Annotated in this window: 17 protein-coding genes; 5 read left to right on the top strand and 12 right to left on the bottom strand. The window is 61.1% G+C overall.

What is annotated here, in order from left to right:
• From IAG25_RS36350 to IAG25_RS36295, 12 genes are all read right to left on the bottom strand, one after another.
• On the bottom strand, nt 1–243 hold the full coding sequence (locus tag IAG25_RS36350) for a hypothetical protein (protein WP_187609174.1): 243 nt from the start codon (nt 241–243) through the stop codon (nt 1–3).
• A 21-nt stretch (nt 244–264) separates the two neighbouring features.
• Nucleotides 265–1,653: an FAD-binding oxidoreductase gene (locus IAG25_RS36345; RefSeq protein ID WP_187609173.1), complete on the bottom strand. Its 1,389-nt coding sequence runs from the start codon at nt 1,651–1,653 to the stop codon at nt 265–267.
• Between the two features lie 62 nt (nt 1,654–1,715).
• Entirely contained in the window at nt 1,716–2,483 is a 768-nt protein-coding gene (locus tag IAG25_RS36340) for an SDR family NAD(P)-dependent oxidoreductase (protein ID WP_187609172.1), read from the bottom strand.
• Nucleotides 2,480–3,244: a ribose-5-phosphate isomerase RpiA gene (rpiA, locus tag IAG25_RS36335; protein ID WP_255504215.1), complete on the bottom strand. Its 765-nt coding sequence runs from the start codon at nt 3,242–3,244 to the stop codon at nt 2,480–2,482. Before rpiA ends, IAG25_RS36340 begins: the two co-directional genes overlap by 4 nt.
• Before the next feature lie 45 nt (nt 3,245–3,289).
• A complete protein-coding gene (locus IAG25_RS42060) occupies nt 3,290–4,135 on the bottom strand; it encodes a MurR/RpiR family transcriptional regulator (protein WP_187609171.1) in 846 nt (281 codons plus the stop codon).
• Nucleotides 4,132–4,809 carry an HAD family hydrolase gene (locus tag IAG25_RS36325; protein ID WP_187609170.1) on the bottom strand — a complete coding sequence of 226 codons (678 nt, stop codon included), beginning with the start codon at nt 4,807–4,809 and terminating at the stop codon, nt 4,132–4,134. The genes IAG25_RS42060 and IAG25_RS36325 overlap by 4 nt, the downstream gene beginning before the upstream one ends.
• A 44-nt stretch (nt 4,810–4,853) precedes the next feature.
• Nucleotides 4,854–6,422, bottom strand: a complete 1,569-nt coding sequence (gene xylB, locus IAG25_RS36320) for a xylulokinase (protein ID WP_187609169.1) — start codon at nt 6,420–6,422, stop codon at nt 4,854–4,856.
• A gap of 14 nt (nt 6,423–6,436) precedes the next feature.
• Nucleotides 6,437–7,891: an aldehyde dehydrogenase family protein gene (locus IAG25_RS36315; RefSeq protein ID WP_187609168.1), complete on the bottom strand. Its 1,455-nt coding sequence runs from the start codon at nt 7,889–7,891 to the stop codon at nt 6,437–6,439.
• A gap of 32 nt (nt 7,892–7,923) precedes the next feature.
• The gene (locus tag IAG25_RS36310) at nt 7,924–8,958 is read right to left on the bottom strand and encodes an ABC transporter permease (RefSeq protein WP_187609167.1); all 1,035 of its coding nucleotides are present in this window, start codon (nt 8,956–8,958) and stop codon (nt 7,924–7,926) included.
• 18 nt (nt 8,959–8,976) lie between these two features.
• On the bottom strand, nt 8,977–10,458 hold the full coding sequence (locus IAG25_RS36305) for a sugar ABC transporter ATP-binding protein (protein WP_309244004.1): 1,482 nt from the start codon (nt 10,456–10,458) through the stop codon (nt 8,977–8,979).
• A gap of 146 nt (nt 10,459–10,604) precedes the next feature.
• Nucleotides 10,605–11,801: a sugar ABC transporter substrate-binding protein gene (locus IAG25_RS36300; RefSeq protein ID WP_309244003.1), complete on the bottom strand. Its 1,197-nt coding sequence runs from the start codon at nt 11,799–11,801 to the stop codon at nt 10,605–10,607.
• Nucleotides 11,802–13,230: 1,429 nt separating this feature from the next.
• On the bottom strand, nt 13,231–14,784 hold the full coding sequence (locus tag IAG25_RS36295) for a methyl-accepting chemotaxis protein (protein ID WP_187609165.1): 1,554 nt from the start codon (nt 14,782–14,784) through the stop codon (nt 13,231–13,233).
• A 2,284-nt stretch (nt 14,785–17,068) separates the two neighbouring features.
• Between IAG25_RS36295 and IAG25_RS36290 the strand changes: the two genes are divergently transcribed.
• The 5 genes from IAG25_RS36290 (at nt 17,069) to IAG25_RS36270 (ending at nt 24,349) form a co-directional block, all read left to right on the top strand.
• Nucleotides 17,069–19,387: an EAL domain-containing protein gene (locus IAG25_RS36290; RefSeq protein WP_187609164.1), complete on the top strand. Its 2,319-nt coding sequence runs from the start codon at nt 17,069–17,071 to the stop codon at nt 19,385–19,387.
• Between the two features lie 6 nt (nt 19,388–19,393).
• Nucleotides 19,394–20,131 carry a TenA family transcriptional regulator gene (locus IAG25_RS36285; protein WP_187609163.1) on the top strand — a complete coding sequence of 246 codons (738 nt, stop codon included), beginning with the start codon at nt 19,394–19,396 and terminating at the stop codon, nt 20,129–20,131.
• Between the two features lie 124 nt (nt 20,132–20,255).
• Nucleotides 20,256–20,987 carry an OmpW/AlkL family protein gene (locus IAG25_RS36280; RefSeq protein ID WP_187609208.1) on the top strand — a complete coding sequence of 244 codons (732 nt, stop codon included), beginning with the start codon at nt 20,256–20,258 and terminating at the stop codon, nt 20,985–20,987.
• A gap of 450 nt (nt 20,988–21,437) precedes the next feature.
• The gene (locus IAG25_RS36275; protein ID WP_187609162.1) at nt 21,438–22,574 is read left to right on the top strand and encodes an ABC transporter substrate-binding protein; all 1,137 of its coding nucleotides are present in this window, start codon (nt 21,438–21,440) and stop codon (nt 22,572–22,574) included.
• Entirely contained in the window at nt 22,571–24,349 is a 1,779-nt protein-coding gene (locus IAG25_RS36270; protein WP_187609161.1) for a diguanylate cyclase domain-containing protein, read from the top strand. Before IAG25_RS36275 ends, IAG25_RS36270 begins: the two co-directional genes overlap by 4 nt.
• The last annotated feature ends 1,080 nt before the right edge of the window (nt 24,350–25,429 follow it).

The following is a 25,429-nucleotide window of genomic DNA, read 5'->3' as shown; positions in this document are numbered from 1 at the left end:
TTACGCTGCTCGCCGCCGCAGCACGTCCTTCTCGTAGCTACGCCGCGCTTCCCGAATGGCGCGATCGAAACTCGATTCGGTCGCGACGTGCCGATGATCGACGCTTACAAGCCAGCAACCATCGGCCTGGCACCAGCGAATCCGTCGCTCGTCCATCAGCAGCGAGAACCATCGCCAGAGGTCGCCGTCCTGCGCGTTTGCTTGGGTCGCTGCACGCCTGCGCGCCTGATCGAGTTCGTTCATGGCTCGTTCCTCGTTCCGCCGCTAAAAAACCTTCCCGGGATTGAGCAAGCCCTGCGGATCAAGCGCCTGTTTAATCGCGCGCATGGCCTCGATATCCGCCTCTCGCCGGCACTGCGCTAGAAAGTGCCGCTTCTTGATGCCGATGCCATGCTCAGCTGAGATCGAGCCTTTGAACTCGCGTGTGACATCGTAGATGACGCGATCGATATCATCGTGCTCGTGCTTGCCCATGCCGGGCACGTCGACGACGATATGAATGTTGCCGTCTCCAAGGTGCCCGTAGGTCATCACAGTCGCTTCGGGCCAGCGCGCACGCAAACGCGTCTCGCACAACGCCGCCGCCTCGCCAACATGTGCGATAGAGAAACTCACGTCGTACGCCGCATGGTTTGGGATGAAGCGCTGATATTCACCCGGTGCGTCACGGATCTCCCAGAAATTGCGAGCATGCGCTTCTGAAGAAGCAATGGCCGCGTCACTGACCACACCCGCTTCGAGCATGCCGCCAAGAAATTCCTCGAAGGCTTCGCCATGCCTGACGGGGTCGGCGCCAACGCTCTCGAGCAACACATAGAAAGGATACGAATCGGTCAGCGGCGCGCGAAGATTTTTCAGATTGGCGATGACAGCATCATGATATCCCGCCCACATCACTTCGAACGCAGAGACTCCGGGCGCCAAGCCCGCCTGCGCGCGCGTGAGCAACGTGGTGACTGCGGCGAAATCCGGCAAGCCGCACCAAGCGGTGGCAGTTGCCGTGGGCTTCGGGCGCAACCGCAGCACAACGCGGGTGATGACCGCGAGCGTCCCTTCGCTTCCGATCAGCAGGTGCCGTAGATCGTAGCCGCTGTTATTCTTGATCATCTTGTTTAAACCACCGATGATCTCACCGCTCGCGAGCACAGCTTCGACGCCGAGAACCTGGTCGCGCATCATGCCGTACTTGATGACACGGTTGCCGCCGGCGTTGGTCGCAAGATTACCGCCGATCGTGCAACTGCCTCGGGCGCCGAGATCGAGCGGAAAGTAAAAACCCGTCTCGCTCGCAGCATCCTGAACCGCCTGTAGCGGCGTACCAGCCTCTACCGTCATCGTGGCCGAGACTTCATCGATCTCGACGATGCGATTCATACGATCAAGGCTGAGCGCCACCTCGCCGCCGAGAAGATTGGCGCCACCGACAAGGCCCGTGAGACCGCCTTGCGTGACGACCTGCTGCTTGTGGTTCGAGCAGATCACAAGAGCTCGCGCGACCTCCTCGGTCGTACGCGGACGAATCACCGCGAGGGGCGTCGCGCCCGGCATCCCGCTCCAATCCTCAACGCGTCGCTCGCCAAACTCTTCGGGCAGCGCAACAACTTGCTCACCGAGCGCCTCCCGCAGCGCGAATACGCTTTCATTTACGTTCATGACTCAATCTCTGTTATGGGATTCGACGGCCGACGTGCACCCAGCCAAAGGGTCCAGTCCGTTCACCAAATGGTGTAGCCGCCGTCCATCACAAGGTCCGATCCGGTCACGAACGCGCTCGCTCGCGACGCCAAAAAGACGACACCCGGTGCAATTTCCTCTGGCGTTGCCAAGCGTGCCATCGGCGTGCCGTCGATCCACACCTGACGCCATTCTTCGATGTCGAAGCCGCGCTTGGTCAGCTCGGTGGCGACATAACCCGGTGAAATGGAATTGACGCGCACCCCGTGTGCCGCCCATTCCGCGGCGAGCGAGCGGGTCAAGTGGATCACGCCCGCCTTTGACGCGTTGTACGAGGCCTGTGGCTGCGGCTTGTTCGCAATGGACCCGCTCATACTGGCGATGTTCACAATGCGCCCGGACTTGCGCTGAACCATATGGCGGGCTGCGCTGCGGCTGCAATAGAACACGCCATCGAGGTTGACCGCGAGCACCGCGCGCCATGCGGCATCATCAGTTTCGAGCGCCGGCGCGTTTTTCACGATGCCCGCGTTGTTCACTAGCACATCGAGTCTGCCGTGGCGCGTGACCACGGTATCGAACGCTGCGTCGACCGTGGACGAATCCGTCACGTCGAGCGCAACGAAGTCACCACCAATTTCGTCCGCCGCACGCTGACCAAGCATTTCGTCCCGGTCTGCAATCACTACCGTCGCCCCGGCTTCGCGCAAGCCCTTCGCGATAGAAAAGCCGATGCCCTGCGCTGCGCCCGTAACCACGCAGACATCTCCGTCCACACGAAACGCGTCCAGCGTCGACAGCGTACTCATGCGCGCGCCCCTTCGAACACCACAATTTCGGCACTACCGTCCGCATGTCCGACGATCATTTCGCTCGCAATGTTGACGAAAAGCCCGTTCTCCACGACCCCCGGAATTGCATTGAAACGCGGCGCGAGCGCGAGCGGCTCTGCAATGGCTTCGAGATGGCAATCGAGAATCCAGTTGCCGCTGTCGGTCACCACGACTTCGCCGTTCTTCGTTCGCCTAACGATGCGCACGCCCGCGTCGAAACCGGCAGAGATGAACAGCTCACGCAGCAGGCGCTCCGTGCTCTGCCAGCCGAACTGGATTACCTCGATGGGCAGCGGAAACCGGCCCAGCGTGTCGAAGACTTTTTTGTCGTCGACGGCCGCCACCATCTTGCGCGAGGCCGCGGCGACAATCTTCTCCCACAGCAAACAGGCGCCGCCACCTTTGATCATACTGCCGCCATGATCGATCTCATCCGCGCCGTCGATCGTCACGTCGAGCCGATCGATCTGCCCGAGATCCGTGAGCGGCACGCCAAGTTCGAGCGCGAGCTCACGCGTCGCATTCGAAGTCGGTACGCCGACGATATCGAGCCCGTCCTTCACACGCGGTGCGAGCGCGCGCACGAACCAGTGCGATGTCGTGCCCGACCCGAGACCGACTTTCATCCCAGGGCGCAAATAGTGATCGACGGCCTTGATGCCTGAAGCAAGCTTGGCTTCGTCCTGCTTCGACGCGGGTTTCATGTGGGCATAGCCCGGTTCGATATGCGTGCTCAATTGCACCTCCGTAATGACGTCAACTGACCTTGAAAACGGTTAGGCCTATTCCACAAATTTGTTAGTGAACCAAGGGTCGAGCGCGGCCAGGTTATCGGGCAGCTCGCGCCCCTGCCGCATGCCCAGCATCGCGACCAGCATGTTCACCACAAGCAAATGGTTGATACGCGCGGTGAGTGGCGTATACAACTCCGTATTTGCGTAAGCCGGGACGGCAATCGTCAGGTCGCAGGTCTGCGCCAGGCGCGATCCCGGCGCGCAGATCGCGATAGTCACCGCGCCCTTGCCCTTAGCCATCGCGGCGGCCATCACTAGCGCTTTTGTCGAGCCGGAATGCGAGAAGAACACCGCGACTTCGTCATTGCGCAAGGTCGGCGCGAGTAGCAGTTGCCGCTGACTTTCCAGCACGACGCGGCAATGCAGGCCCAGGCGAAAGAACTTGTGCTCCGCATCGAACGCGATGGTTTCGGAAATCCCAAGGCCGAACAAGAAGATGCCCTTCGCTTCGATCAAATAGGCAGCGGCGCGCTCAATGGCAGCGGAATCTACGTCAGACGCAAAGCGCTGTATCGCGTGCAGCGAGTTATTCACAATCTTGCTGCATACATTTTCGGGCGAATCGTTCGAGGTGATCGCCTCGTAGTCAAACGGCGCCTGCGGAATCAACCCTTGGCCAAGACGGACCTTGAAGTCCTGATAGTCCGTGCAATCGAAGCGCCGGAAGAACCGGACCACGGTCGGGTCGCTCGTCTGCGCGGCTTCTGATAACTCGGCCATGCTCATCTTCAACACCGCTTCGGGCGCGCCCAGCAAGACATCGGCAATACGCAATGCGGCGCCGGTCAAGGCGGGACGCTCCAGCGCAACGCGTCGCAACAGATCGTTTCTCATGAGGCTCCTGGCATGCGCGACGCGTTCAGCTTGGCGCATCTCGTCACAAGTTCGGCAAAGGAATTGAGCCTTGCATCCTCGGCGACGGGCACACTGGGTCCTGTGCCCCAGTTGACGACCAGACAGCGCACTTGCGCGCGTGCCGCACATTCGGCGTCGATGCGCGTGTCGCCAATGTAAAGCGTGTGCTCGGGCGCGGCATCCATCTGTTCGAGGGTTGCGAGCAAATGCCGGGGATGCGGCTTTCTCTGCGAGAGCATATCGCCTCCAACGACCGCACTGATATAGGGCGCAATCCCGAAGTGTTCGAGTACCGCTTGCGCGAGCTGCTGCGCCTTGTTCGTGCATACACCGAGCTTGACACCAGCCGCGTACAAGGCGGGAATCGCGGCGAGTGCATCGGCATATATCGTGGCTTTCTCCACCGGATGGCGCTTATAGATTTCAAGGTACTTCTCGACGTCCGCGCTGACCCGCGCGTGGTCGAGTTCGAGGCCAATGCCTTTATAAAGCTTATCGATGAGGCCATATGAGCCCTCGCCGATGAAGCCCTCGACGAAATCGACCGTCTGCGGAGGCAGTCCGTGCGTCGCGAGCAGGCGGTTCACCGCGTTGGCGATATCGGGTGCCGTATCGACGAGCGTACCGTCGAGATCAAACACCACCGCGTCCACGGGAAGGTCGAGGGGCGATTCGGCGAGAACACGGGCTGTGCGGGTCATGAGTCGGAGTTCTCCGGGGAAGGCAGCCGGTCGTCGCCGCTGCTGGTGTTGTCGGGGGAAGCAGCTTCCGCTGCGATCTGCTGGAACGCCGGCCGCAAGGTGTCGTAAAGCGTGTGGTACGTGCTGAAACGCGCGTCATAGAGCGAAGCAAGCGCCGGATTCGGCGTGACGCGACTCGTCACACGAAGCGAGCCTGCGGCTTCTTCGAGCGTCGACCACCATCCCGCACCGACGCCCGCAGCGAGCACCGCCCCGTACGCACCGCCCTCGGCCGCACCTGTGACGGTTGTGACCTCGCGTTGCAGGACATCAGCGAGCAATTGAAGCCAAAACGGCTCCCCGGTCGCGCCCCCCGATGCGCGAACCTCATCGCATGTGAGGCCGGACGTCGCACACAGCGCCGCGATCGAACGGATATTCAACAAGACGCCTTCCATCACGCTGCGCACCATGTGGCTGGCATCGTGCATCGAGGTGAGCCCAATCCACGCCGCGCGGCCATCAGCGGCGACGTGCGGGCAACGCTCACCCAAAAGATAGGGCAGGAAAAGCAGGCCGTGCGAACCGGCGGGAGCGGTTTTCGCAAGCGCGGTCATGTCCTCAAAGGACAACGCGGGCATCACGCGCATCAGCGCGTTGCGTAGCCATTCAAACGCGCCACCTGCCGACAGCGTGACTCCCATCACGTGCCAGCGCCCCGGCGCATTTCCACAGGAAATCTGCAATTGGCCGGTCGGCTCCGGGCAGGTGCGCGTTCCTCCCGCGACGATGCCCGCCGTGCCGATCGTGACCCCGAGTGGCCCGCTGTCGATTGCGCCCATCGAAGTGGTCTGGATCACGGAATCGCCGCCGCCGCCGTAGATCGGCGTATCCGCGGGTAAGCCCCACGCTTCGGCCAGCTCGGGACGTAACACACCCGCGCGCGCAGTGGAATCCACCGCCTCGGGCACCAGGTTCATGGGCAAGTCGAGCAGCGACAGCATCGCCTTCGACCAAGCGCGCTCTTTTACATCGAAAAGCCCGGTGCCGGACGCATCCGACACGTCCGTGAGATGCTCGCCGCTCAAACGCAGGCGCAGATAGTCTTTCGGATTGAGCATGTGGCGCATGCGCGCGAACAACCCGGGCTCGTGCTCGCGCATCCACAGAAGCTTGCCTGCCGTAAAGCCCGGCAGCATACGGTTCTGCACGAGCCTGAGCACGCCCTCAAAACCGCCCGCACGTGCGGTGATGTCGTCGCAATGAGGCGCGGCGCGCTGATCGCACCATAAAATTGCCGGGCGCAAGACTTCGTCGTTCGCGTCGAGCGCAGTGAGCCCGTGCATCTGTCCGGAAAGCCCGATGCCCTGCACCGCGCGGCGATCAGGCAGCGCCACGAGCACCTCGGCCAGCGCCTCTTGCGTGGCACGCCACCACTGCTCCGGCTCCTGCTCGGCCCAGCCGGGACGCAGCGAGATCACGGAATACGAGGCGAGCGCCTTGGCCGCGACGCGCCCGAGGCTGTCGACCGCGATGACCTTGCACGCGGATGTGCCGATGTCGATGCCCAGAAGATAGCGTTCCATCTCGCTCTCCTCGCTCAGGCGCCGTGCCGCAGGCGCACGTGCTTCAGGTGCAGGTAGCCTTCCATCCCCTCGCGGCCATGCTCGTAGCCCGTGCCGCTCTGTTTGCGGCCGCCGTAGGGCGCATTCATGATGCCGGCATCCACGTTGTTGATCGCCACGTTGCCGAAATCGAGCTCGCGCGAGAGCGCGAAGCCCTCCTTGATGTTCTCCGTGTAGGCATAGGCGGCGAGCCCGGCGGGAGTGCCATTGGCCGCCTCAATAGCTTCATCGATCTGCTTGAACGGCGCAATACCGACGACCGGACCGAACGTCTCCTCGTGCATCACAAGCGCGCCGGGCTCGCAGTCTGCAATGACGGTCGGCGCATAAAAGAGTCCCTGTGCCGTCGATCCGAGCGCTTCCGGCCGTCCGCCGCCGCAGAGAACGCGCGCGCCACGCCTACGCGCATCGTCCACATGACGCAGCACCTTTTCCAGGCCCGCCTGCGTTGCCATCGGACCGACGTCTGCACGCTCATTTGCGATGCCGTCCGCGACGACCAGCCGCTTCGCTTCCCCGGCCATGCGCTCGAGGAACTCTCCGTACACCGCTTCCTGCACATATGCACGGTTGATCGAGATACAGATCTGTCCGGCGTTGCGAAATGCGCGCCTCAAGGTCCCCGCCACGGCGAGTTCGATATCCGCATGCGACGTCACGATGAGCGGGCAACTGCCGCCCAGTTCCAACGACAGGCCCGTGATGCCACGAACCGTCTTGTAGATGTCCTCGCCCGCCGCGCCCGAGCCGGTGAAGGCAACCTTGTCGATCGCCGGGTGTCCGACGAGCCGCTTGCCCGTTTCACGCGCGCCCATCACGAGATTGGCGACCCCCGCAGGCACCCCCGCGCGATGCACGCAGCGAAACACTGCTTGCGCGCTCGATGGCGTGTACTCGGATGGCTTCACGACGATCGTGCAACCGGCTGCCAGCGAAGCGGCCAGCTTCCAGCCAATCAACTCGACCGGATAATTCCACGGCGTGATTGCCGCAACGACACCTACCGGCTCTTTCTCGACGAAGCTCACGAACCCGTCTTCTTCATTCGGGATCGTCTGGCCGAAGACGCGCACCGCCTCTTCCGCGTAGTAGTGAAACGCTTTCGCGAGCTTGCGCGCTTCGCCCGTCGCTTCGGCGAGCGGCTTGCCCATTTCAGTGGTGATTGCGAAAGCGATCTCGCGTTCATCGCTCTCGATGCAATCTGCAATCGCATGCAAGAGGCGCGAGCGCTCGAACGGATTCACGCGGCGCCAGCTCTTGAATGCCCGCTGCGCGGCGTCCACGGCGGCATCGATCGCATCCTGGCCGGCATCGGGAGCGCGCGCGACCACGCGCTCGGTGCTCGGATTGATTACGTCGATCCACTGCATGACGCCGTCATGCGTGAAGCGGCCGTCGATGTACATCTCGCATTGTTTCGGTTCTGTCATGGCGACTCTACTTTGGTAGTCAGGTGCAGCGATCACTGCGACACGAAGTTGACGCGGATCGCATCCACCGCAACGGCGACGAAGATCAGGATGCCGCCGATCATCTGTACGTAAAAGGACGGCACTTCCGTGATCGCGAGGCCGACGTGTATGACTGTGAGCAGGAGCACGCCGCCGAGAATCCCCATTGCGCCGCCCCGACCGCCGAAGACGCTCACGCCGCCGATGATCGGCGCCGCGATCGCGTAGAGCAGGAAGCCTTCCCCCTGGTCAGAGGTAATCGCCATCTGCCAGGCCGCTAGCAGATAGCCCGCGACTCCGGAGAGAAGTCCCGACAACGTGAACGCGACGATCTTGATGCGATTCACACGAATGCCGGCCGAGTTGGCGGCGAGCGCGTTGCCGCCCGTCGCGTAGAGGCAGCGACCGAGCACCGTCTTGCGCAAGAGAAAGCCCATGCCGATGAGCGCGACGAGAAATACGATCGGCATCACCGGCCAGTTGCCGACGGTGTACTGTCCGATCCAGATATACGGGTTCGGCATATCGGAAATGGTGTTGCCCTGCGTGACGGCGAGAAGCGTCCCCTGCAGCACGATCATCACGGCGAGCGTCTGAATGAGCGACACCATCTTCAGGCGTGTCACGCATAGGCCGTTGAAAAAGCCGATCGCGGTCGCCGCTGCGATGCCCACGGGTACACCGACGGCGGGCGAAAGTCCAAGGCGCGTTGTGAGGATCGCGCCAATTGCGGCGGAAAAGCCCATGTTGCTCGCAATCGACAGATCGATCTCCGCGACCATCAATGGCAGCGACACGGCGAGCGCGAGCAGGCCGAGAACAGTCGCCTGCACCAGCACGTTCTGAAAATTCGCCAACGTGAAGAAAAATGGATTCAGCACGCCGAAAACCACCACTAGCGCGGCCAGCCACAGCCAGACCACGTTCTGAAACAACCATTGAACGCTGCTCTTACCTCGCGTTGCAGCCGGGGGCGTGCTGGCCTGCGCCAGCGCGGCCGAGCCAGGCGACGACGCGCCGGTAGAAAATTCGCTTCTCGGTTGCATGTCCATGTCTCCTTTCGTTTATTCCACGAGCGACGTCTGCGTCGTGCCGAACGCCGAGCGCAGAATGGCGTCCTTTTCAATTTGCGCACCCGTGAACTCGTGTTCGATGCGCCCGCCGATGAATACGCACACGCGATCCACCATGCGCACCATCTCGTCGAGATCGCTGGTGATGACGATCACGCTCAACCCTTCGCGCGTGAGACCATCGATGATGCGGTGCACTTCTTCTTTCACGCCCACGTCGATGCCGCGCGTGGGTTCATCAAGGATCAGCAGCCGCGGCGCGGTGGCGAGCACGCGGCCGAGACACACCTTTTGCTGATTGCCGCCCGAAAGCGTTCCGAGCAACACTTCCGGGGTGCCCGCCTTCACGCGGAAATGATCGAAGTAGCGGCGTACGACGCTTTTTTCCGCCTCCGCATCGATCACCCCACCCCGCGATACGCTCTTGAGGCTCGAAAGGGTGATGTTATGTGCGATGCTCTGCAGGCCAACGAGCCCATCGCGATGTCGATCGTCGGAGAGATAGGCGATGCCTTCCTGAAAAGCCTGGCCCGGATGATCCGGCAGTGCGTGCGGCGCGCTGTCGCCCGAGGACACGCGTCCGCTGCTCGCGGGATTTAAACCAAACAGTGCGAGGGCGAACTCCTTGGCGCCGGAGCCGGGCAGCCCCGCGAAGCCTACGATCTCGCCCGGTGCTATCGTGAACCGCTCCACTTCGATGCCCGGCGCGACGAGTTCTTCTACGAGCCATGTCGACGAAGCCCGTTCAGGTCGCACGTTCTTATCGGCGTCACGTTCGCGATAGAACAGCGGTACGTCCCGACCGATCACAAGTTCTGAAAGTCCATCGGAGTCAATCGCTGACAGATCGTCATGCTCGCCAGCCAGATTGCCGTTGCGCAGTACCGACACGCCGTCACAGATGTCCAAGATTTCTTCGTTGTAGTGTGAGATGAATACGAAAGTGACGCCGCGCGACTTCAGGCTGCGCATGAATTCGAACAGATGTTCGCGGTCAGCGAGCGTAAGCGCGGTGGTCGGTTCGTCGAGAATCAAAAACTTGCCGCCACTGTGGAGCGCGCGCAGGATGTTGAGCTTGCGCTTGGCCACTGCGGAGAGATATCGCGCTGGCATGCGAGGATCGAAGCCGGTGCCTCCAAGTGCGACCTCGACGCTTTCCATGAGGGCCCGTTGGTCCACGCGCCTGGTCCAGCCACGCTTGAGTGGCCAGCGACCCAGCATCAGATTGTCGGCCACCGACATCGAATCGACGATCATCGGTTCCTGGGTTACCAGAAAGACGCCGCGCTCTTCCATCTCCATGACGTCGGAACCTTGCACCTCGTCGCCATCGAATACGATGCTGCCCGCGCTTGGCGCGGTCTGTCCCGAAATAAGGCGCACGAGCGTCGACTTACCTGCGCCGTTCTCGCCCAGCAAGCCATGAATGGTGGCCCGCCGGATGTTGATGGACACCTGGTCGAGCGCGACCACGCTCTTGTAGCGTTTGCCGAGGTTGTGCGTCCGAAGGATGTACTCGTTGCTGCTCATATGCGCCATGATGGGAGTCCTCGATCTGCAGCCGGCGCGAGGAATTCATGTCGCGCCGGCTGCGGGCTTGAGCTGGTGAGCCGCGTGGATCAGGTGTAGCGCAGGCCCCATTCGTTGTAAGCGATGTTGCCCCACTGGCGCTTGTCCTTGACCGAACTCGCATCGACAATGAACGGCTGGATCACGAGGCTGGCACCCGTGTCGGACTTCGTGATTTGCGCCTTTTCCCAGAAATACTGGCTGTTCTGGTACTGTCCAAGCGGCACCGGTTGGCCCTTGAGCGAATGCTTGTCGAGCATCTCGACCGTGATTTGCGCGTAGGCAATGGGGTCTTGCGAGACCACCGCGTCCATATAGCCGTCGCCAATCCATTGGAGCGCGGCGGGCTCACCATCGATGTTTACAAAGATCACGTGGCCCTGCTCGCCGACCTTCTTCCACTTGCCCTTCTGCTGTAGCGCCGTCACGATGCCGCGCGCGGGCGAATCACTCGGCGCGTGCACGGCGTCGAGATCGGGGTATTCGGATAGGGTCGACAAAGTAACGGCGAGCATGCTCTTGAGCAGGCCTTCTGTCGGGCGACTGATCACCTTCACGTCCGGATACTTCTTCATTTCCTCCTCAAAGCCTTCCTTGCGCAGCCGCCACGCGACCGATTGCAATGCACCGTAGCAATTGAGCACCGTTCCCTTGGCCGCGCCGTTCTTTTTCTTGAGCGCGGCGACGATCGCATCGGCGGCCATGACGCCGCCCGCCCTGTTGTCGAAATCGACGGTGATCGCGACATCGCCGCCGAGCGCCGGCGTGTCGATGATGCCGACCGGAATTTTCTTGAAGTTGTACTTCTTGATAGCGCTGACAATAGCTTGGCTATCGATCGGGTCCGCGATGATTGCGGAGGGATTCTTGAGCAAGAGGCTTTGCCACTGTTCGAGTTGGGTCGTGGTGCTGAAGTTGGCGTTGACCGCCTGAAAGGTCCAGCCTTTCGCCTCGACAGCTCGCTTCACCGCTTCTTGCTGCGTGGCGAAGAAGTAATAGTCGAGGCTCTTGTTGCTAAAGGGCACGAATACTTTCTGTTGGGCTCCGGCGATTCCCGAAACCGAGGAAAGCGCGAGTCCGCCGGCTGCTGCGGCGAGTCCAGCCAGAAACTTTCTGCGCGATGCGACTTCGGAATCATCCATCGTTGTTGTCTCCTCACCTGCGATATGAAGGGCCGCCTGCAAATTCAGCACGCTTACGTAGCAACACTCTTGTTTAAACGTAGTGTTACAACGAATCTTATGCACTGGCCGGCGCCTCGGAAATTAGGGTTAACCGCCGGTATATAGCCCATTTTCCTGCTCGAGGTTGATCAGAAGAAGGTTCAAGGCGATCCTCCGTCCTGTCGAGCGCTTCGATAAATGTAGTATCACTATCTCTCTCAGCGGCTGGCGAGAGAGCGCGCGGCGGTCGTGCGGACCGTTGCAGGCAAGCGTTATATGGATGCGTTGCGCGGCTACCATGACGTCGCCCTCAGGAATCGGCGATAGGTCAGGCGGGTTGCCAAGGCAATCCTGTGCAGCCTCTTACGCATGATCATGGGCCCGGCTTCGACCCTCGGGCGTGCATCAGCCGTGCAGCGATGCCGGCCGCATCGAGTCCTGCAACTGGTCACATAGGCGCAGCCAAGCCCCATATTGACCAACGGCCGCTCCGGATTTTCAGAGCGACCACGGCAATCGCGAGCAACTGAACGGAAGCAAAACGTCTGGCCGCAGTCACACAGTCGAGCCTGAGGTCCTCTGCCTCACAACACATGCGACGTCGAGCAAAGCTAATCGCGACAGCCTTATGTCGAACACCAGGTAACGCATGCACCTTCGCGTTATGTGTACATTGCGAGCTAAACCGGTCGAGCTTATAGGCCGGCCTGGTGTAAGACGGCGCGCGTTGGCATTCTCGAAACTGAATTGACTAGAACAGGTTTTCGCCGGCGACGACGATCGGCATCGATTGATCCGCGTCAGAATTGGATCCGCTGTCGACCGGTGCAGCAAAATGCAGCTATGCAGATAACTATCAGTCTCTTAACCGTTGCGTTCGCTCGCGAAACTGCAAAGCTCGTAGCCATGCAAATGGAGCGATGCCTTTCTGAGATGTCCTGATGTCGTCTGCGTAGCGTGGGTGGGTACCCTGGTGATGACGGTGGTGGTGGGTCGCCCAATTTGACGCTTGGATTAGCGTGTACACGTGACTCTCGCCCCCACCCTCGCGCCGCGCCCCGCCTCTGCTCACGTAGCCCCACCTATTGCTTCACCTTCGGCGCTCCCCGGTCTATCAGCTTAACGCCGACACTCGTTGGCCACGTCGTTGAAATAAGTCAAGTACTACCTCGCCGCCTCGCCAGCGAGACGAACGTGTTCAGCGTTCTTGAAACCCGTCTTTTCTTCGCCAATGATGTTCATAGAAGCGGTAATGTGACCATTAAGGCTGCTAGGGTAGCCGGGTGGGATAGCGACGCTTGCCGAGGGTTCGATAACGGCCAAACGCGCGATGGGCGTCGGCGAAGTTGAAGGTCTCGCGGGAGCTTTCGAGTCAACGCGTAGGACCTGTTCGGCCGGCTGTATCGACTATGACAGCACGATTATTGCGGCTGCAGTCTGCGCCGCAGCGTGACCGGCTGCGACGCATCAGAAAAGGCCTTAGCGCTCCGCGAGGCCTAAATCGGACCGCGGCTCACTCGACTTGAAATACCGCGACCGCCTCGCGCAACGACTCGGCCTGCTCCGCGAGCGATTGCGCGGCGGCGGACGCCTGTTCGACGAGCGCGGCGTTCTGCTGCGTGACCTCATCCATCTGCGCGACGGCCACGTTCACCTGATCGATGCCCATGCGCTGCTCGCCGGATGCCGCCGCTACTTCGGTCATGATGGCTGTCACGCGATTCACCGACGCGACCAGTCCGTCGATCGTGCCGCCCGCCTGCTCGACAAGCGCCGAGCCGTTCAACACGCGCGCGTTCGAATCGTCGATGAGCGTCTTGATCTCCTTGGCGGCCACGGCGCTGCGCTGCGCGAGCGCGCGCACTTTGCCGGCGACGACCGCGAAGCCGCGGCCCTGATCGCCCGCGCGCGCGGCCTCGACCGCTGCGTTGAGCGCGAGAATATTGGTCTGGAACGCGATGCCTTCGATCACGCCGATGATGTCGGCCATGTGCGATGAAGCCTGCGCGATGCTGCGCATGGTCGCGACGACATCGTTGACGGTGTCGCCGCCCTGAGTCGCGTCGCCGCATTCCTTGGTCGCGGCGTGCGTGCCTTCGGCGGCGTTGTCGGCGTTCTTCGCGACGGCGCTCGCGAATTCTTCCATGCTCGCCGCCGTTTCTTCGAGCGACGCTGCCTGCGACTCCGTGCGCTTCGAGAGATCGACGGTGCCTTGCGCGATCTCGCTGGCCGCCTCGGCGATCGCCACGCTCGACGACTGAATGCCGAGCACGATCGTGTTCAGACGCGCGCGCATCGTTTCGAGCGAGACCATCAGACTGTCGGGGCTGCGGCCATCGACGGCGATCGCATCGCGCAGATTGCCTTGCGCGATGCGTGCGGCGAGCGCCATCGCTTCGCCCGGTTCGCCGCCGAGCGCACGCGTGACACCGCGCGTGATGACGAGCGCGGCCACGATGCCGGTGAGCACGGCCGCCGCGCCGAGCGCGAGCATGATCGCCTTGGCGCGCGCGTAGGCGGCGTCGGCGTCGCGGTTGGCGATCTCGTTCTGTTCGTCTTGCAGCGCGATCATTTCCTTCGTAGTGCTCATCCACTCGCGCTGCACCGGCCGCAGTTCGTCGATAAGCACGCGAATCGCCGCCTGCTGCTCGCGCGCTTCGGCCAGCGAAATCGCCTTTTCGATGATCGGCGCGGCGGCTGCTTCGTTCACGCGCAGTTTGTCGAATACGGCGCGCTCGCTCGCGGAAGTTTGATCGTTTTCCTTGAAGCGCGTGCCGAGTGCGTCGTAAGCCTGCGCGTAGCCTTGCGCTTGCGTGCGGATGCGCGCTTTCTCGGCTTCGACAGCAACCGTGTCGGTCAGGAGCGCGATGTTGCGCAGCGCGATCATCCGGTCGCTCACCGAGAGGCTCAGCGCGTGCGCGAGCTTCGCCTCCGCATTGTTGACTTCGACGACTTCATCGAAGCGCGCCTGGATTTGCGACATGCTGAAGAGACCGAAGGCGAGCACCGCGAACAACATCGACAGCACGAGGCCGAAGCCCAGGCCCAGTTTGGTGACGACCTTCATGGTTCTGATTCTCCGTAGACAGATGCGAGAGGCTTTCTCCGGATGGGAAATCCATTACTTTCATGCTGTTTACGGACTGCCTTCGGTTTACTTTACAGTGCTTTTCGCGTTTTTTGACATACGTTCTGCGGGCGCGAAGGCTCGCCCATCGCCTTAGCCAGCAGTGGTCGCTCGCACTTCCTCATTCTGCCATGTGCGACACTCAGGCATCGGTCCGACTCTCGTCGAAAAGCAGCACTTGTCGTTCGTCAGGTCACCTTCCCAAGCGTCTCAAGTCTTGCGCTTCCGCTGCCGTTATGCCGACATCGCTCCGACTCTTTAGCTTACGGATATCATCGCTGCGCGTGACGTAGAAAATCGAGAAAATAATAGAATGGGCTACAACATATGCGATACATGCGGAGCCGAAGTAAGTGTTATGGCCCCTGTATGCAAACGCTGCCAAACCGCTCTGTCGCCGAATACCTCTCCGGCGGAAGCATCGGGGGAAATGGCGACGTCCTCGCCTCGAACCTCGCGCCGACAGATCATGCTCGCGTCAAGCATCGCTTTCATCGGCGCGGTCGTTGTTGGCGGAATTCTCGCAACCGCACCGCACGAAGAAATTCGATTGCAGCGCAGAGTGGACGCGACGTCGGCAAGTGGTCGTGTACTTCCGGCTGAGCAGGCCGAACGCCTTTCTTCGACAAGTGCATCAAAGTGATGTCGGACCACGACAACGACGGCCTACGCCCACCTTGTCGGGGATCGATCAGAGCGAGCAGATGTTCCCGCGGTATCGGCTGTGTATTCATTTTTCGCCGCGCCATCAAGCCGCCCTCGCAACTCGACGGTGGCGAATCGGCGCCGCCACTTTTCGTTCGCTTGCGCAATCCTTGATGCAACGTTCAATAGCAGATAGCCGGGCGAGCTGAACGGGCAGCAAGATGTAGTGAACTCGCAGATCACGTATGCGTGTTATCCAATACGCTGAAGCGATTGGCAATTGATGCGTTGTTGACGCTGTTACCGCGGCTACTACCTTTTCCAAATGCGCGAGTTCGCCATCCGCGTCGCGTGACGCTCTTTTTGAGCCTGCACCGGTGCTGGATGCCGATGTCGCAAGAGGACCCCGCTTTGCCACGATTGACTTCATATTCTGCCTTTCTTCGACTGATCCACACCAGCCTAGCTGTGGCTCAGTGAAGTCAAGGACAGCATTGAGCGACTCGTCGGATAGGAGCCAACGACCGCGTTCGCAAAGAGTAAATCGTGCCCGACCTGCGAAATGCGCCAATGGTCTGTTCAACAACAGATAGGCCATGGCGAGAGCCGCCATGCGAAGCGAAGTTCATCCAGAATCTCCGCGAAGACTGAACGCTGCGCTGATTCGTGTTGGTGCTCGGATCCCGGCGCGCCGACCAATGCAATCATTGGGCCATGAGCCAGATGATTGAGCTCGTCGATCGGAGTGTCAGGAAATTCAGTAACGTGCCGATAAACTGGCAATGGAAGCCACAGCTAAATTCCCTACGAGTTCAAGCGAGCTGCGATCGACGGACGCCGAACTTGCGCATCTACGCAACATGATCGCGATGGCCGTCCGGCATCGTGAAGCCGCTCTCCCGCTTAACTCTGGCGCGTTCGCGTTACGGCGATTCTGACGACGAGCCATCTCCTGCCGGCGCAACTACGCATTGCCTCGGCCCTTCTTGCTCAGATCTTGGTCACAAACACGCGCGACATGTCCAGCGGGCGTTGAAGAAACCCCGGACGTGCCGCTGTGCATTGCGAATGGATCAGGCGTGCGAAACGGGTCGTGCGTGGAAACTCAAACGACGTTCTCGACTCGCAGCATCAATTCCGCACAATCGTTCTCTAACGATCGACGAAGCCTTCCTTCCGCTCGGCGTACTCTGCAACGCTGTGAAGGCACTCGGATGGAGATCCGATGCCTCATGCGATAAAAACAACACTTCGCACTCTTTCCTATTACAAACGATTTTTAGCGTGTTCTTCGCAGGTACTATTCGATCCTCAAGATTTCGAGTAGAGCCTCAAGTTCATATTTCTCGTGCCGTTATAAATCGAAGCGACAGACTTTCACTGCAAAGGACGACCGTTCGGAATGGTTCTGACGGCACCTTGTGGCGTGTCTCATTTTGTCGCGACGCGCAGAGACACCGATAACAAACTCGATATGCCCGCGGCATCGAAGACCAATCGACAGTTGTTCAAGACTACGTGGCCATTTTTGGCCGTCGTTGCGTCATTGCTGGCGCTAGTAGCGACGAGCCTCTCGATCATGTCGTCCGTGCGCGCCTATATCGGTGGTGAGAGCACTTGGTCGAAAGGCCAGAAAGACGCGGTCTTCTATCTCATCCGCTATGCGCAGACCGGCGACGAAGAAGCTTTTCGTCAGTATGAGAGCGCCATCGCTTATCCGCTCAACCTGAAGCGTGCCCGACTTGCGCTCGAAGGTTCCAACCCCGAACTCGGTAGAGCCCGGCAAGCATTACTAGAGAGCGGCGTCGACTCCGCTGATGTCAGCTCGGTCATGTGGGTCTTCCGCACGTTCCGCCGCGCCAGCTACTTCGAACATGCGGTGACCTACTGGACACGCGGCGACGCACTGGTTGATCAGCTCGTCGCGACCGCTCACAAACTGCGCGTCGCCAAATCCGCCGGCGCACCCGGCCAAGTAGAAGTCGAACTGCTGACGAGCGAAATCTGGAACGTCAATTCCGCGATTGCACCTGTTTCGCGCGCGTTCGCCGACGTGCTGGGCTCCGCATTCCGAAAAACGGCGTTGTTGCTCTTCGGTATCAACGTCGTCGTCGCGGCACTTCTTGTCTCGTTGTCAGTGTGGTACGCCCGTCGCTTCATTACGGCGAGACTCGCCTCGGAGCACGCGTTGAGGCGAAGCGAGGCGCGCGCGAAAGCCACGCTCGGCTCGATCGGCGAGGCCGTCGTTTCGGTCGGGCCGACGGGCCTCGTCGAATTCATCAACCCTGCCGCCGAGCGCCTCTTCTGTCGCGAAGCCGAAGGCTGCGTGAAGCAGGAGCTGACTGCAATTGTCTCCATCGCACGCGAATGGGACCGGCGTCCCGTCGATCCGATCGAACAGGCGCTGCGCGGCACCGAGCCTTGGGACCCAAGCATCGATCTCGTGCTGACCAACCGGCAGGGCACCGAGACCGTGGTGCAGGCAATCACGTCTGTTGTGCACGATACGTCCGATACGATCACCGGCGCGGTGTTGCTCTTACGGAATATGACCCGTGAGCGCGAATACGTTTCGAACCTGTCGTGGCAGGCGTCGCACGATGGATTGACTGGCTTGCTCAATCGGACGGAGTTCGAGCGGCGCCTGTCCGCGTCGCTCGACGCGCAATCGGGCATAGAGCGCGCGCAGCAGTCCAGCATGCTCATGATGCTCGACCTTGACCAGTTCAAAGTGGTCAATGACACCTACGGCCACGCAGCGGGCGACACGATGCTTCGCGAGGTGGCCGCCCTCTTCAAGCGATGTCTTCGCGACGAGGATTCGCTCGCGCGTTTGGGTGGCGACGAATTCGCCGCGCTGATGGCCGATTGCGACGAGCAAACCGCGATGAAGGTCGCAGAACGCCTGAGACAAGAGGTGGCCGCATTTCAGTGGTCATGCGAGACACACACCTTGTCGACGAGCGTGAGCATTGGTTTGGTCGATCTGCGAGGGCTCAACATGGAAACGGCGATGCGCTTCGGCGATATCGCCTGCTATCTCGCGAAGGAGCGGGGGCGCGACCGGGTGCACCTCGCCTCGCGCGGCGACAAGGAACTCACGCGCCATGCGAGCGCGATGTCATGGTGCGGTCGCATCAAGGACGCACTGGCGAACAATCGCTTCTGCCTCTACGCGCAGGAGATCCGCGCGATGCAACCAGCGAGCGGCAACGACGCATCCACGCAGCATCCGCGTCACGTTGAAGTGCTGCTGCGCATGGTCGGCGAAGGCGGCAAGATCATATCGCCCTTCTCCTTTCTACCCGCGGCCGAGCGGTACGGACTAATGTCCGCGATCGACCGCTGGGTTGTGCGCGCCGTGTTCACGACGCTCGCCAAGATAGGCAATCCCGAGGGCGTGCAATACGCGATCAATCTGTCGGGGGCCTCGATCGGCGACGAGCGCTTTCTCCAATTCCTGACCGAACAGTTTGAACTCAGCCCCATCGCCCCCGAGTCCATCTGCTTCGAAGTGACCGAAACCACTGCGATTGCCAATCTCACGGCCGCCGCGCGTTTTATCCGCACGTTGAAGAAGCGCGGCTGCAAGTTTTCGCTCGATGACTTCGGCGCCGGCATGTCCTCGTTCGGTTATCTGAAGCATCTACCGGTCGATTACATCAAGATCGACGGCGGATTCATCAAGGACATGCTGAAGGATGCCGTTAGCAAGGACATGGTGGCAGCGATCAACGACATCGGCCATTCGATGGGGCGTCTGACCATCGCGGAATACGTCGAGAACGAAGCAATCCTGCGCGCGCTGAGCACGATGGGCGTGGACTTCGTTCAAGGATTCCATGTGGGCCGACCGGCCCTCTGGGCGCAGAACGTTGAATTTCTTGCAATGACGTAGGAGGAGATGTTGGATCCCACTTTTCAGCGGGTTGGCGACCTGAAGGACATTGCCAGCTATCCGGCCTGGTTGGGCGACGTGCTGACCGAAACGAACGAGACGAAGCAGACCATCATCGGCCATCCCATCTTTGCCGCGATGCGCGAAGCAAAGCTGAGCTCGCGACAGGCCGAAGCGTTCCTCGTCAACGGCTGGCCGGTCGTCGAGCAATTTCCGCAGTACATGGCGATGAATCTGCAGAAGCTGCGCTATGGTCATTCACGGGGCGAGGATTTGGCGCGGCGCTATCTGACCCGCAACATCCGCGTCGAGCAGAACCACGCTGACTACTGGGTCGACTGGGCCGCCGCGCACGACGTCAACAAGCGCGCATTGATGAAAGGCGGCGGCCCGTCCCTCGCTTACGCGCTCTCGCACTGGTGCTGGAAGAGTAGCAGCGGCGATCCGCTGGCCGCGAGCATCGCCGCGACCAACTTCGCGATCGAAGGCGTCACCGGCGAGTGGTCGACGCTTGTTTGCAGCAGCGACACGTACGCGAACAGCTTTCCCACGTCGATGCGCCGCAAGGCCATGCGCTGGCTCAGTCTGCACGCGCACTACGACGACGCACATCCGTGGGAAGCACTCGAGATTGTCGCGACGCTGCTCGGCAACGCGCCCGGCGTGGACGAGGTGCACGCGGTGAAGCGCAGTATCGAAATGAGCTACGCGTATTTCAAGGTGAGTCTCGACTGCTGTCTGTAGAGACTGCCGGTTCACCTGCTTTCCCTTGTTGTGCGTTCATCGCCCCGGACCCGGTGGCTCAGGCGATGCGGACGCGCTCGCCCGTCACCGATTGAAATCTGAAACGAGAAGAGAAGAAATGAAGCTGAAACACATTGCATCCGCGACCCTCTCAGCCATGAGCATGGCGGCCGTGACGAGCGCACATGCGCAGTCGGCGGGCGATATCCAGGTCAGTGCCGGCTGGATGCACTTCGCACCGCAGGATTCGAGTGGCCCCTTCAACGTCACCGCGCTCGGTCAGACGGTCACGAAACAAGGCGCAAGCGCGTCGGTAAGCGATGCAGATACATTTGGACTGACCCTGCAGTATTTCGTCACCGATCACATCGCCGTCGAAGCCGTGACGGGCGTGCCGCCGAAGTTTCACCTCAACGGCGAAGGCACGCTCGGGCCGCTTGGCGAACTGGGTACGGCCCGCGAGTGGAGCCCGACGCTACTGCTCAAGTACTATTTCCTCAGCGCGCAGAGCAAGTTCCGCCCGTATGTCGGTGCGGGCGCCTCGTATGTGTGGTTCTCGGACGTCAAGCTGAGCCAGCAAATGGCCAACGGCGCGTTCCTCTATTCGCCGCAAACCGGCACCGCGCTGACGGGCCCCACTAGCGTGCATATCGGCAGCTCGTTCGCGCCGGTCGTGAACGCCGGGCTTTCGTACAACTTCACCAAACACTGGTCGGCGGCATTCTCCGTGTCGTACATGTGGCTGTCTGCACGCGCAACACTCACCACGAACTCCGCCGTCGGGCCGGTCAAGAGCGAATCCAAGCTGAAATTGGATCCGATCGTGACTTTTTTATCGGTCGGCTATACGTTCTGAGTCGACCTATGCAGGCCTTTGGGGCTAGTCCGCAATGTGGGGGCGAACACTCGGGTGCAAAGTCGCGTGGACGGGGACGACTCACTGTAGCCCCTCGGAACTCAGCATCGGTTTGGCAAGAGTCGGTAAACGAGCGGTGCAAAGGCCCGAACGAGCCGGCGCGGCTAAAGATCGCCAGCACGAAACCGTTAACGCAATGGAGCCGTTTCAGGATATCGGATGCCGTTTCGTTCAAGCCTGGCCAATCCAGCCAGGCTTGATGCTTTAGAACGACAAATCAGGTCATCGTTCGAAGGCCCAGCCACACGAAGATTTCCAGTCAGCGCTACGGCAACCAATTCAAACGTCGAGCGTGCGACAAAGGCGTTTGTGAGAGCGTGCGTGCCAGCTAGTCCCACTTTGGAAAGCGGTCTGGGTTGTCTTTACACACGATGGCAGAAGAACTAACACATGAGCCTTGGTTCCTCACCGCCCAGTCGGAGACGCGTTTTGCTCTCTTGGGGATGCGAGATTGCGGAGCGCTTATTTTGGCGCGTCAGTTTTTCTTCCCGCACTTCCGTTGCCGCGCTCACCTTCTTCACACTGACGTTGTGTGGCTTGCCGACCTTCGCCCAAGAAAACGTGCTGCGGGTGCTCGCGTGGCCGGGTTATGCCGACAACGACGTCGTGAAGAAGTTCGAAAGTCGCTTCAACGCGCGCGTCCAAGTGACCTTCGTAGACTCAGACGAAGCCTTGTCGGACAAGATGCACGCAGGCGGAAAGCCGCCGTTCGACGTACTGGCTGCCAACACCGCAGAGATACATCGCTATACGTTGGAGAACCTGCTCACTCCGCTCGATCTGGGTGAGCTTCCCAACACGCAACGTCAGTTGCCGCGGTTTCGCGCGCTTTCGTCGATCAACGGGCTCACCGCGAACGGCAAGATCTACGCGATCCCGTTCACGTATTCGTCGATGGGACTGATCTACGATCGCAAGCAGGTTCCCATTGCTCCCCGCTCTATGAAGGAGCTCTGGAACCCGCTCTATCAGGGTAGGGTGCTCGACTTTAACAGCGCGCAACACAACTTTTCGTTCGCGGCGCTGGCGCTCGGCTACCCGCATCCGTTCCAGCTCACCGACGCGCAGATGCGCGAGATCGCGCGAAAACTGGTCGAATTGCGCCGTAATCTGCTCACCTATTACACCGTGCCCGAGGAAGCAACGGCGTACTTCATTCAGCACAAGGCCGCGCTTATGTTCGGCAATTACGGCACGCAGCAGCTCGCTCTGCTGCGCAAGGCCGGCGCGGATGTGGGATATGTCATTCCCGAAGAGGGCGCGCTCGCTTGGCTCGATTGCTGGGCCATGACCCAATCAGCCACGAACCGGCCGCTCGCGCTCGCCTGGATCAACTACATGCTCGAACCCGACGTGAGCGCGCTGCTCACGCAGCGGCAGGGTCTTGCGAACACGTTGTTCCCGCCGCCCGAATCCAGTGGCGATAGCGCACATCTCATCTGGATTCAGCCCGTGGAAAACATTGAGGAGCGCGAGTCGCTCTGGAGCCGGATCGTGTCCGGCGACCGGCCGGAGCGCTTTCGATGATGCGGCCCGGACTGATGGTGAAGTTGTCGTTGCTGCTTGCGTTGATTGGCGTGCTGGCGTCGGGCTCGACCGGCTACTACGCGTATCGCGCCAATCGCACCATGCTGGCCGACGAGGCGGGGCGCAATCTTCTCATTGCGACGGAGCTGCTCGGCCGGCGCTTCTCAGTTTCCATCGACGACATGGCTGCCGACGTGCTCGTGCTCGCCACCATGCCGTCGTCGGCGCTCATTGCGCAGTCGGCGGACGACCTGAAGACGAGTGTAGACCGGGCACGGCTAGCCCAGGTCTTTTCGAGCTTCATGCTCCATCATCCCGGATACCTGCAGGCACGGCTCATTGCGCGCGATCGATTCGGGCTGGAAAGGATCCGCTTCGATCGCGACGGACACGGCATCGTGCAGGTCCAGAATGATAACCTGCAGGAAAAAGGCCAGTTCGCATACGTGTTCGACACGCTGGCATTGGCGCCCGGCCATGTGTACATCGGGCCGATCACCATCAATCGCGAACGCGGCGCGCACTACGCCGAAGGCAAGCCCATCCTGCGCCTCGCCGCCCCCGTCGCGACGCCCGCAGGCGCCGTCGTAGGCGTGGTGGTGCTCGACGTGGATCTCGCGGTCCTGCTCAAACTGCTGCGGACCGACTTGCCTCCCGACTATGAGGTGTATCTCGCCAACGAATGGGGCGACTTCCTCGTTCATCCCGATTCTTCGCAGGCGTTCGGCTTCGACAAAGGACGCCGCGTCTTCATGCAGGACAGCTTCGCCGCGACGAAGCCGCTCTTCGAACGCACGGCAAACAGCGTGCTGATCAACGGACTCACCAACCCAAAGCAGGCGCACGACGCAGTGCTCGCATTCGTGAAGCGGCCGTTCGGCGCGTCGGCGGGCAATCGCTTCATCGTGCTTGGGCTCAGCAAGCCGCTCTCTGACGTGCTGGCCGGCGCGAATTTGCTCGGCGATCAGATCGTGCGAATGATCCTATTTTCGAGCCTGACCGCGCTCGTGCTCGCCATCCTGTTTGCGCGCGCGCTGACGAGGCCGCTGCAGATACTCACCCACGCGGCCACGCATTTCTTTGCCGACAACGCGACCGAAGCACTGCCGCTCAAACGCACCGACGAGATCGGCATGCTCGCGCGCTGTTTCGACCACATGCGGCGCGAAATCAAATCCCAGGTCGACGCGCTTCACGACAAGCAGCATCAGCTCGCGTATCTGGCCAATCACGACGTGCTCACGAGCCTGCCCAACCGCATGCTGTTCATGCAAAAGCTCGACGCGGCAGTGCATGACGCGACGGCAAACGGCGAGCGGCTCGCCGTGCTGTTCGTCGATCTGGACCGCTTCAAGCAGATCAACGACCAGTTCGGTCATTCTTTCGGCGACACCGTGCTCGTGGCCGTGGCGGGCCGTCTTCAACAAGTGCTTTCGAAGGGGCATACGGTGGCGAGACTGGGCGGCGACGAATTCGTCGTTTTGGTGGAAGGCGCGTATTCCTCCGCTTCGGCGGGGGATCTCGCTGCGGACATTGTGCGAGCGCTCGATCGCAACTATCCCGTGAGCGGGAGACAGGTGATTGTGGGCGCAAGTGTCGGTATCAGCGAGTTTCCACACGACGGCGTCTCCGCACGCGATTTACTTCTCAATGCAGACACCGCGATGTATGTCGCGAAGTCGAAAGGGCGCGGCTTCTGGCAACGCTACGGTGACTTGTCCAATGAGCAGCGCGTCAAGACCGCATACGAAAACACGATTGCCAACGAGAACTAGTTGTCGGAAGTTCGTCGCTGCGGAAACGCCCGTGCAAATCGGGGCGGCACGGACTGAAGACCGAAAAGCGTACGCCATGGGGTTACGAATAGCCTAGTGTGCGTGCTTGGGGGAGCCACGGCTAACCACCGAAGAGAAGAGCCTTGCGGAGGTCCGCAGTGAGACCCGCACTTGCGTTCGAACGTTCGCGCCTCGACTTGACCTCGCGCTGGGTTCCGTAGGGATCTGCGCCGCGCCGAAAAGCGAGCCGTGCCAGCGGCGGTAGCCCCACCCTCCGCGCGAGTTTGTGTTCGCGCCCAACAGTCCGTGCCTTGATGCCAGAGCTTTCCGCGTCGTCATGTACACGTCGAACGGACCCGCGTGCAGGCGGCTGAGTCGTTGACGAAGGGCGATCAGTTCGTGCTGGTCGCCTTGTTCCGGCCGCAAGATCTTTCCGAGCAGCGAGGTCGCAGGCGATGCCGGTAGGTCCCGCCGCGCGCGCCTCGCCGAGCCTGCCCGCAAGCGCTAGTTTGTTGCCCAGCAGGAACGCCGGGAACCACACATAATCTTCGGCCTCGCCCGTGCCAAGGAACTCGGCATCGCCGCGTCGGCGCAGGTTGCTGAGCGCGGTGTCCTCCTGCGCGACAAGTGGCGCGCCGAACCGCGCCAGCGCTATCGAATCAGTTGCTGCAGACCCGTTGCACGCCAGAAGCCATAGAGGTGCCGCGTGGCTGTCAGGGTCGGCGCCACGGTACGACAGCGCTGTCGCGCGCTGAGCGGACTCGCGATCTCTGTCCAGTAGCAAGAGCATCTAGCAGACCCCGTACTCTCTGCCATGCGTGATTTTCGTGCGGCCGTACGCGATTCGTTTGGACTGTCGCTATGTCAACGGTCTCAATGACCGCCAGCGGAGCAGTCTCGTCATCCAAGCTGGCCTGCCTAGAGCAGCAAATCGGCCATTGGCGTCATTCGAGCATCGGCTTTGGTCAGGCGGCTGAGCGCCCCTTTGCGGCCGTTCGCACGTCAGCCTGTCTCGAATGACCGGTCACGCCGTCCGCCAATGCGAACTCGCGACCCATTCCCGTCGCTCACGATGCCGAG

This window comes from Caballeronia sp. EK (assembly GCF_014384845.1).
Classification (GTDB): domain Bacteria; phylum Pseudomonadota; class Gammaproteobacteria; order Burkholderiales; family Burkholderiaceae; genus Caballeronia; species Caballeronia jiangsuensis.
Note: the sequence above shows the minus strand (reverse complement) of the source record. Positions and strands in the feature narration are given on the sequence as shown.

What these genes read in the sequence shown, in the direction of transcription:
- IAG25_RS36350 (WP_187609174.1), bottom strand. Translation starts at nt 243, where the DNA reads ATGAACGAACTCGATCAGGCGCGCAGGCGTGCAGCGACCCAAGCAAAC.
- IAG25_RS36345 (WP_187609173.1), bottom strand. Translation starts at nt 1,653, where the DNA reads ATGAACGTAAATGAAAGCGTATTCGCGCTGCGGGAGGCGCTCGGTGAG.
- IAG25_RS36340 (WP_187609172.1), bottom strand. Translation starts at nt 2,483, where the DNA reads ATGAGTACGCTGTCGACGCTGGACGCGTTTCGTGTGGACGGAGATGTC.
- IAG25_RS42060 (WP_187609171.1), bottom strand. Translation starts at nt 4,135, where the DNA reads ATGAGAAACGATCTGTTGCGACGCGTTGCGCTGGAGCGTCCCGCCTTG.
- xylB (WP_187609169.1), bottom strand. Translation starts at nt 6,422, where the DNA reads ATGGAACGCTATCTTCTGGGCATCGACATCGGCACATCCGCGTGCAAG.
- IAG25_RS36315 (WP_187609168.1), bottom strand. Translation starts at nt 7,891, where the DNA reads ATGACAGAACCGAAACAATGCGAGATGTACATCGACGGCCGCTTCACG.
- IAG25_RS36310 (WP_187609167.1), bottom strand. Translation starts at nt 8,958, where the DNA reads ATGCAACCGAGAAGCGAATTTTCTACCGGCGCGTCGTCGCCTGGCTCG.
- IAG25_RS36295 (WP_187609165.1), bottom strand. Translation starts at nt 14,784, where the DNA reads ATGAAGGTCGTCACCAAACTGGGCCTGGGCTTCGGCCTCGTGCTGTCG.
- IAG25_RS36290 (WP_187609164.1), top strand. Translation starts at nt 17,069, where the DNA reads ATGTCGTCCGTGCGCGCCTATATCGGTGGTGAGAGCACTTGGTCGAAA.
- IAG25_RS36285 (WP_187609163.1), top strand. Translation starts at nt 19,394, where the DNA reads ATGTTGGATCCCACTTTTCAGCGGGTTGGCGACCTGAAGGACATTGCC.
- IAG25_RS36275 (WP_187609162.1), top strand. Translation starts at nt 21,438, where the DNA reads ATGAGCCTTGGTTCCTCACCGCCCAGTCGGAGACGCGTTTTGCTCTCT.
- IAG25_RS36270 (WP_187609161.1), top strand. Translation starts at nt 22,571, where the DNA reads ATGATGCGGCCCGGACTGATGGTGAAGTTGTCGTTGCTGCTTGCGTTG.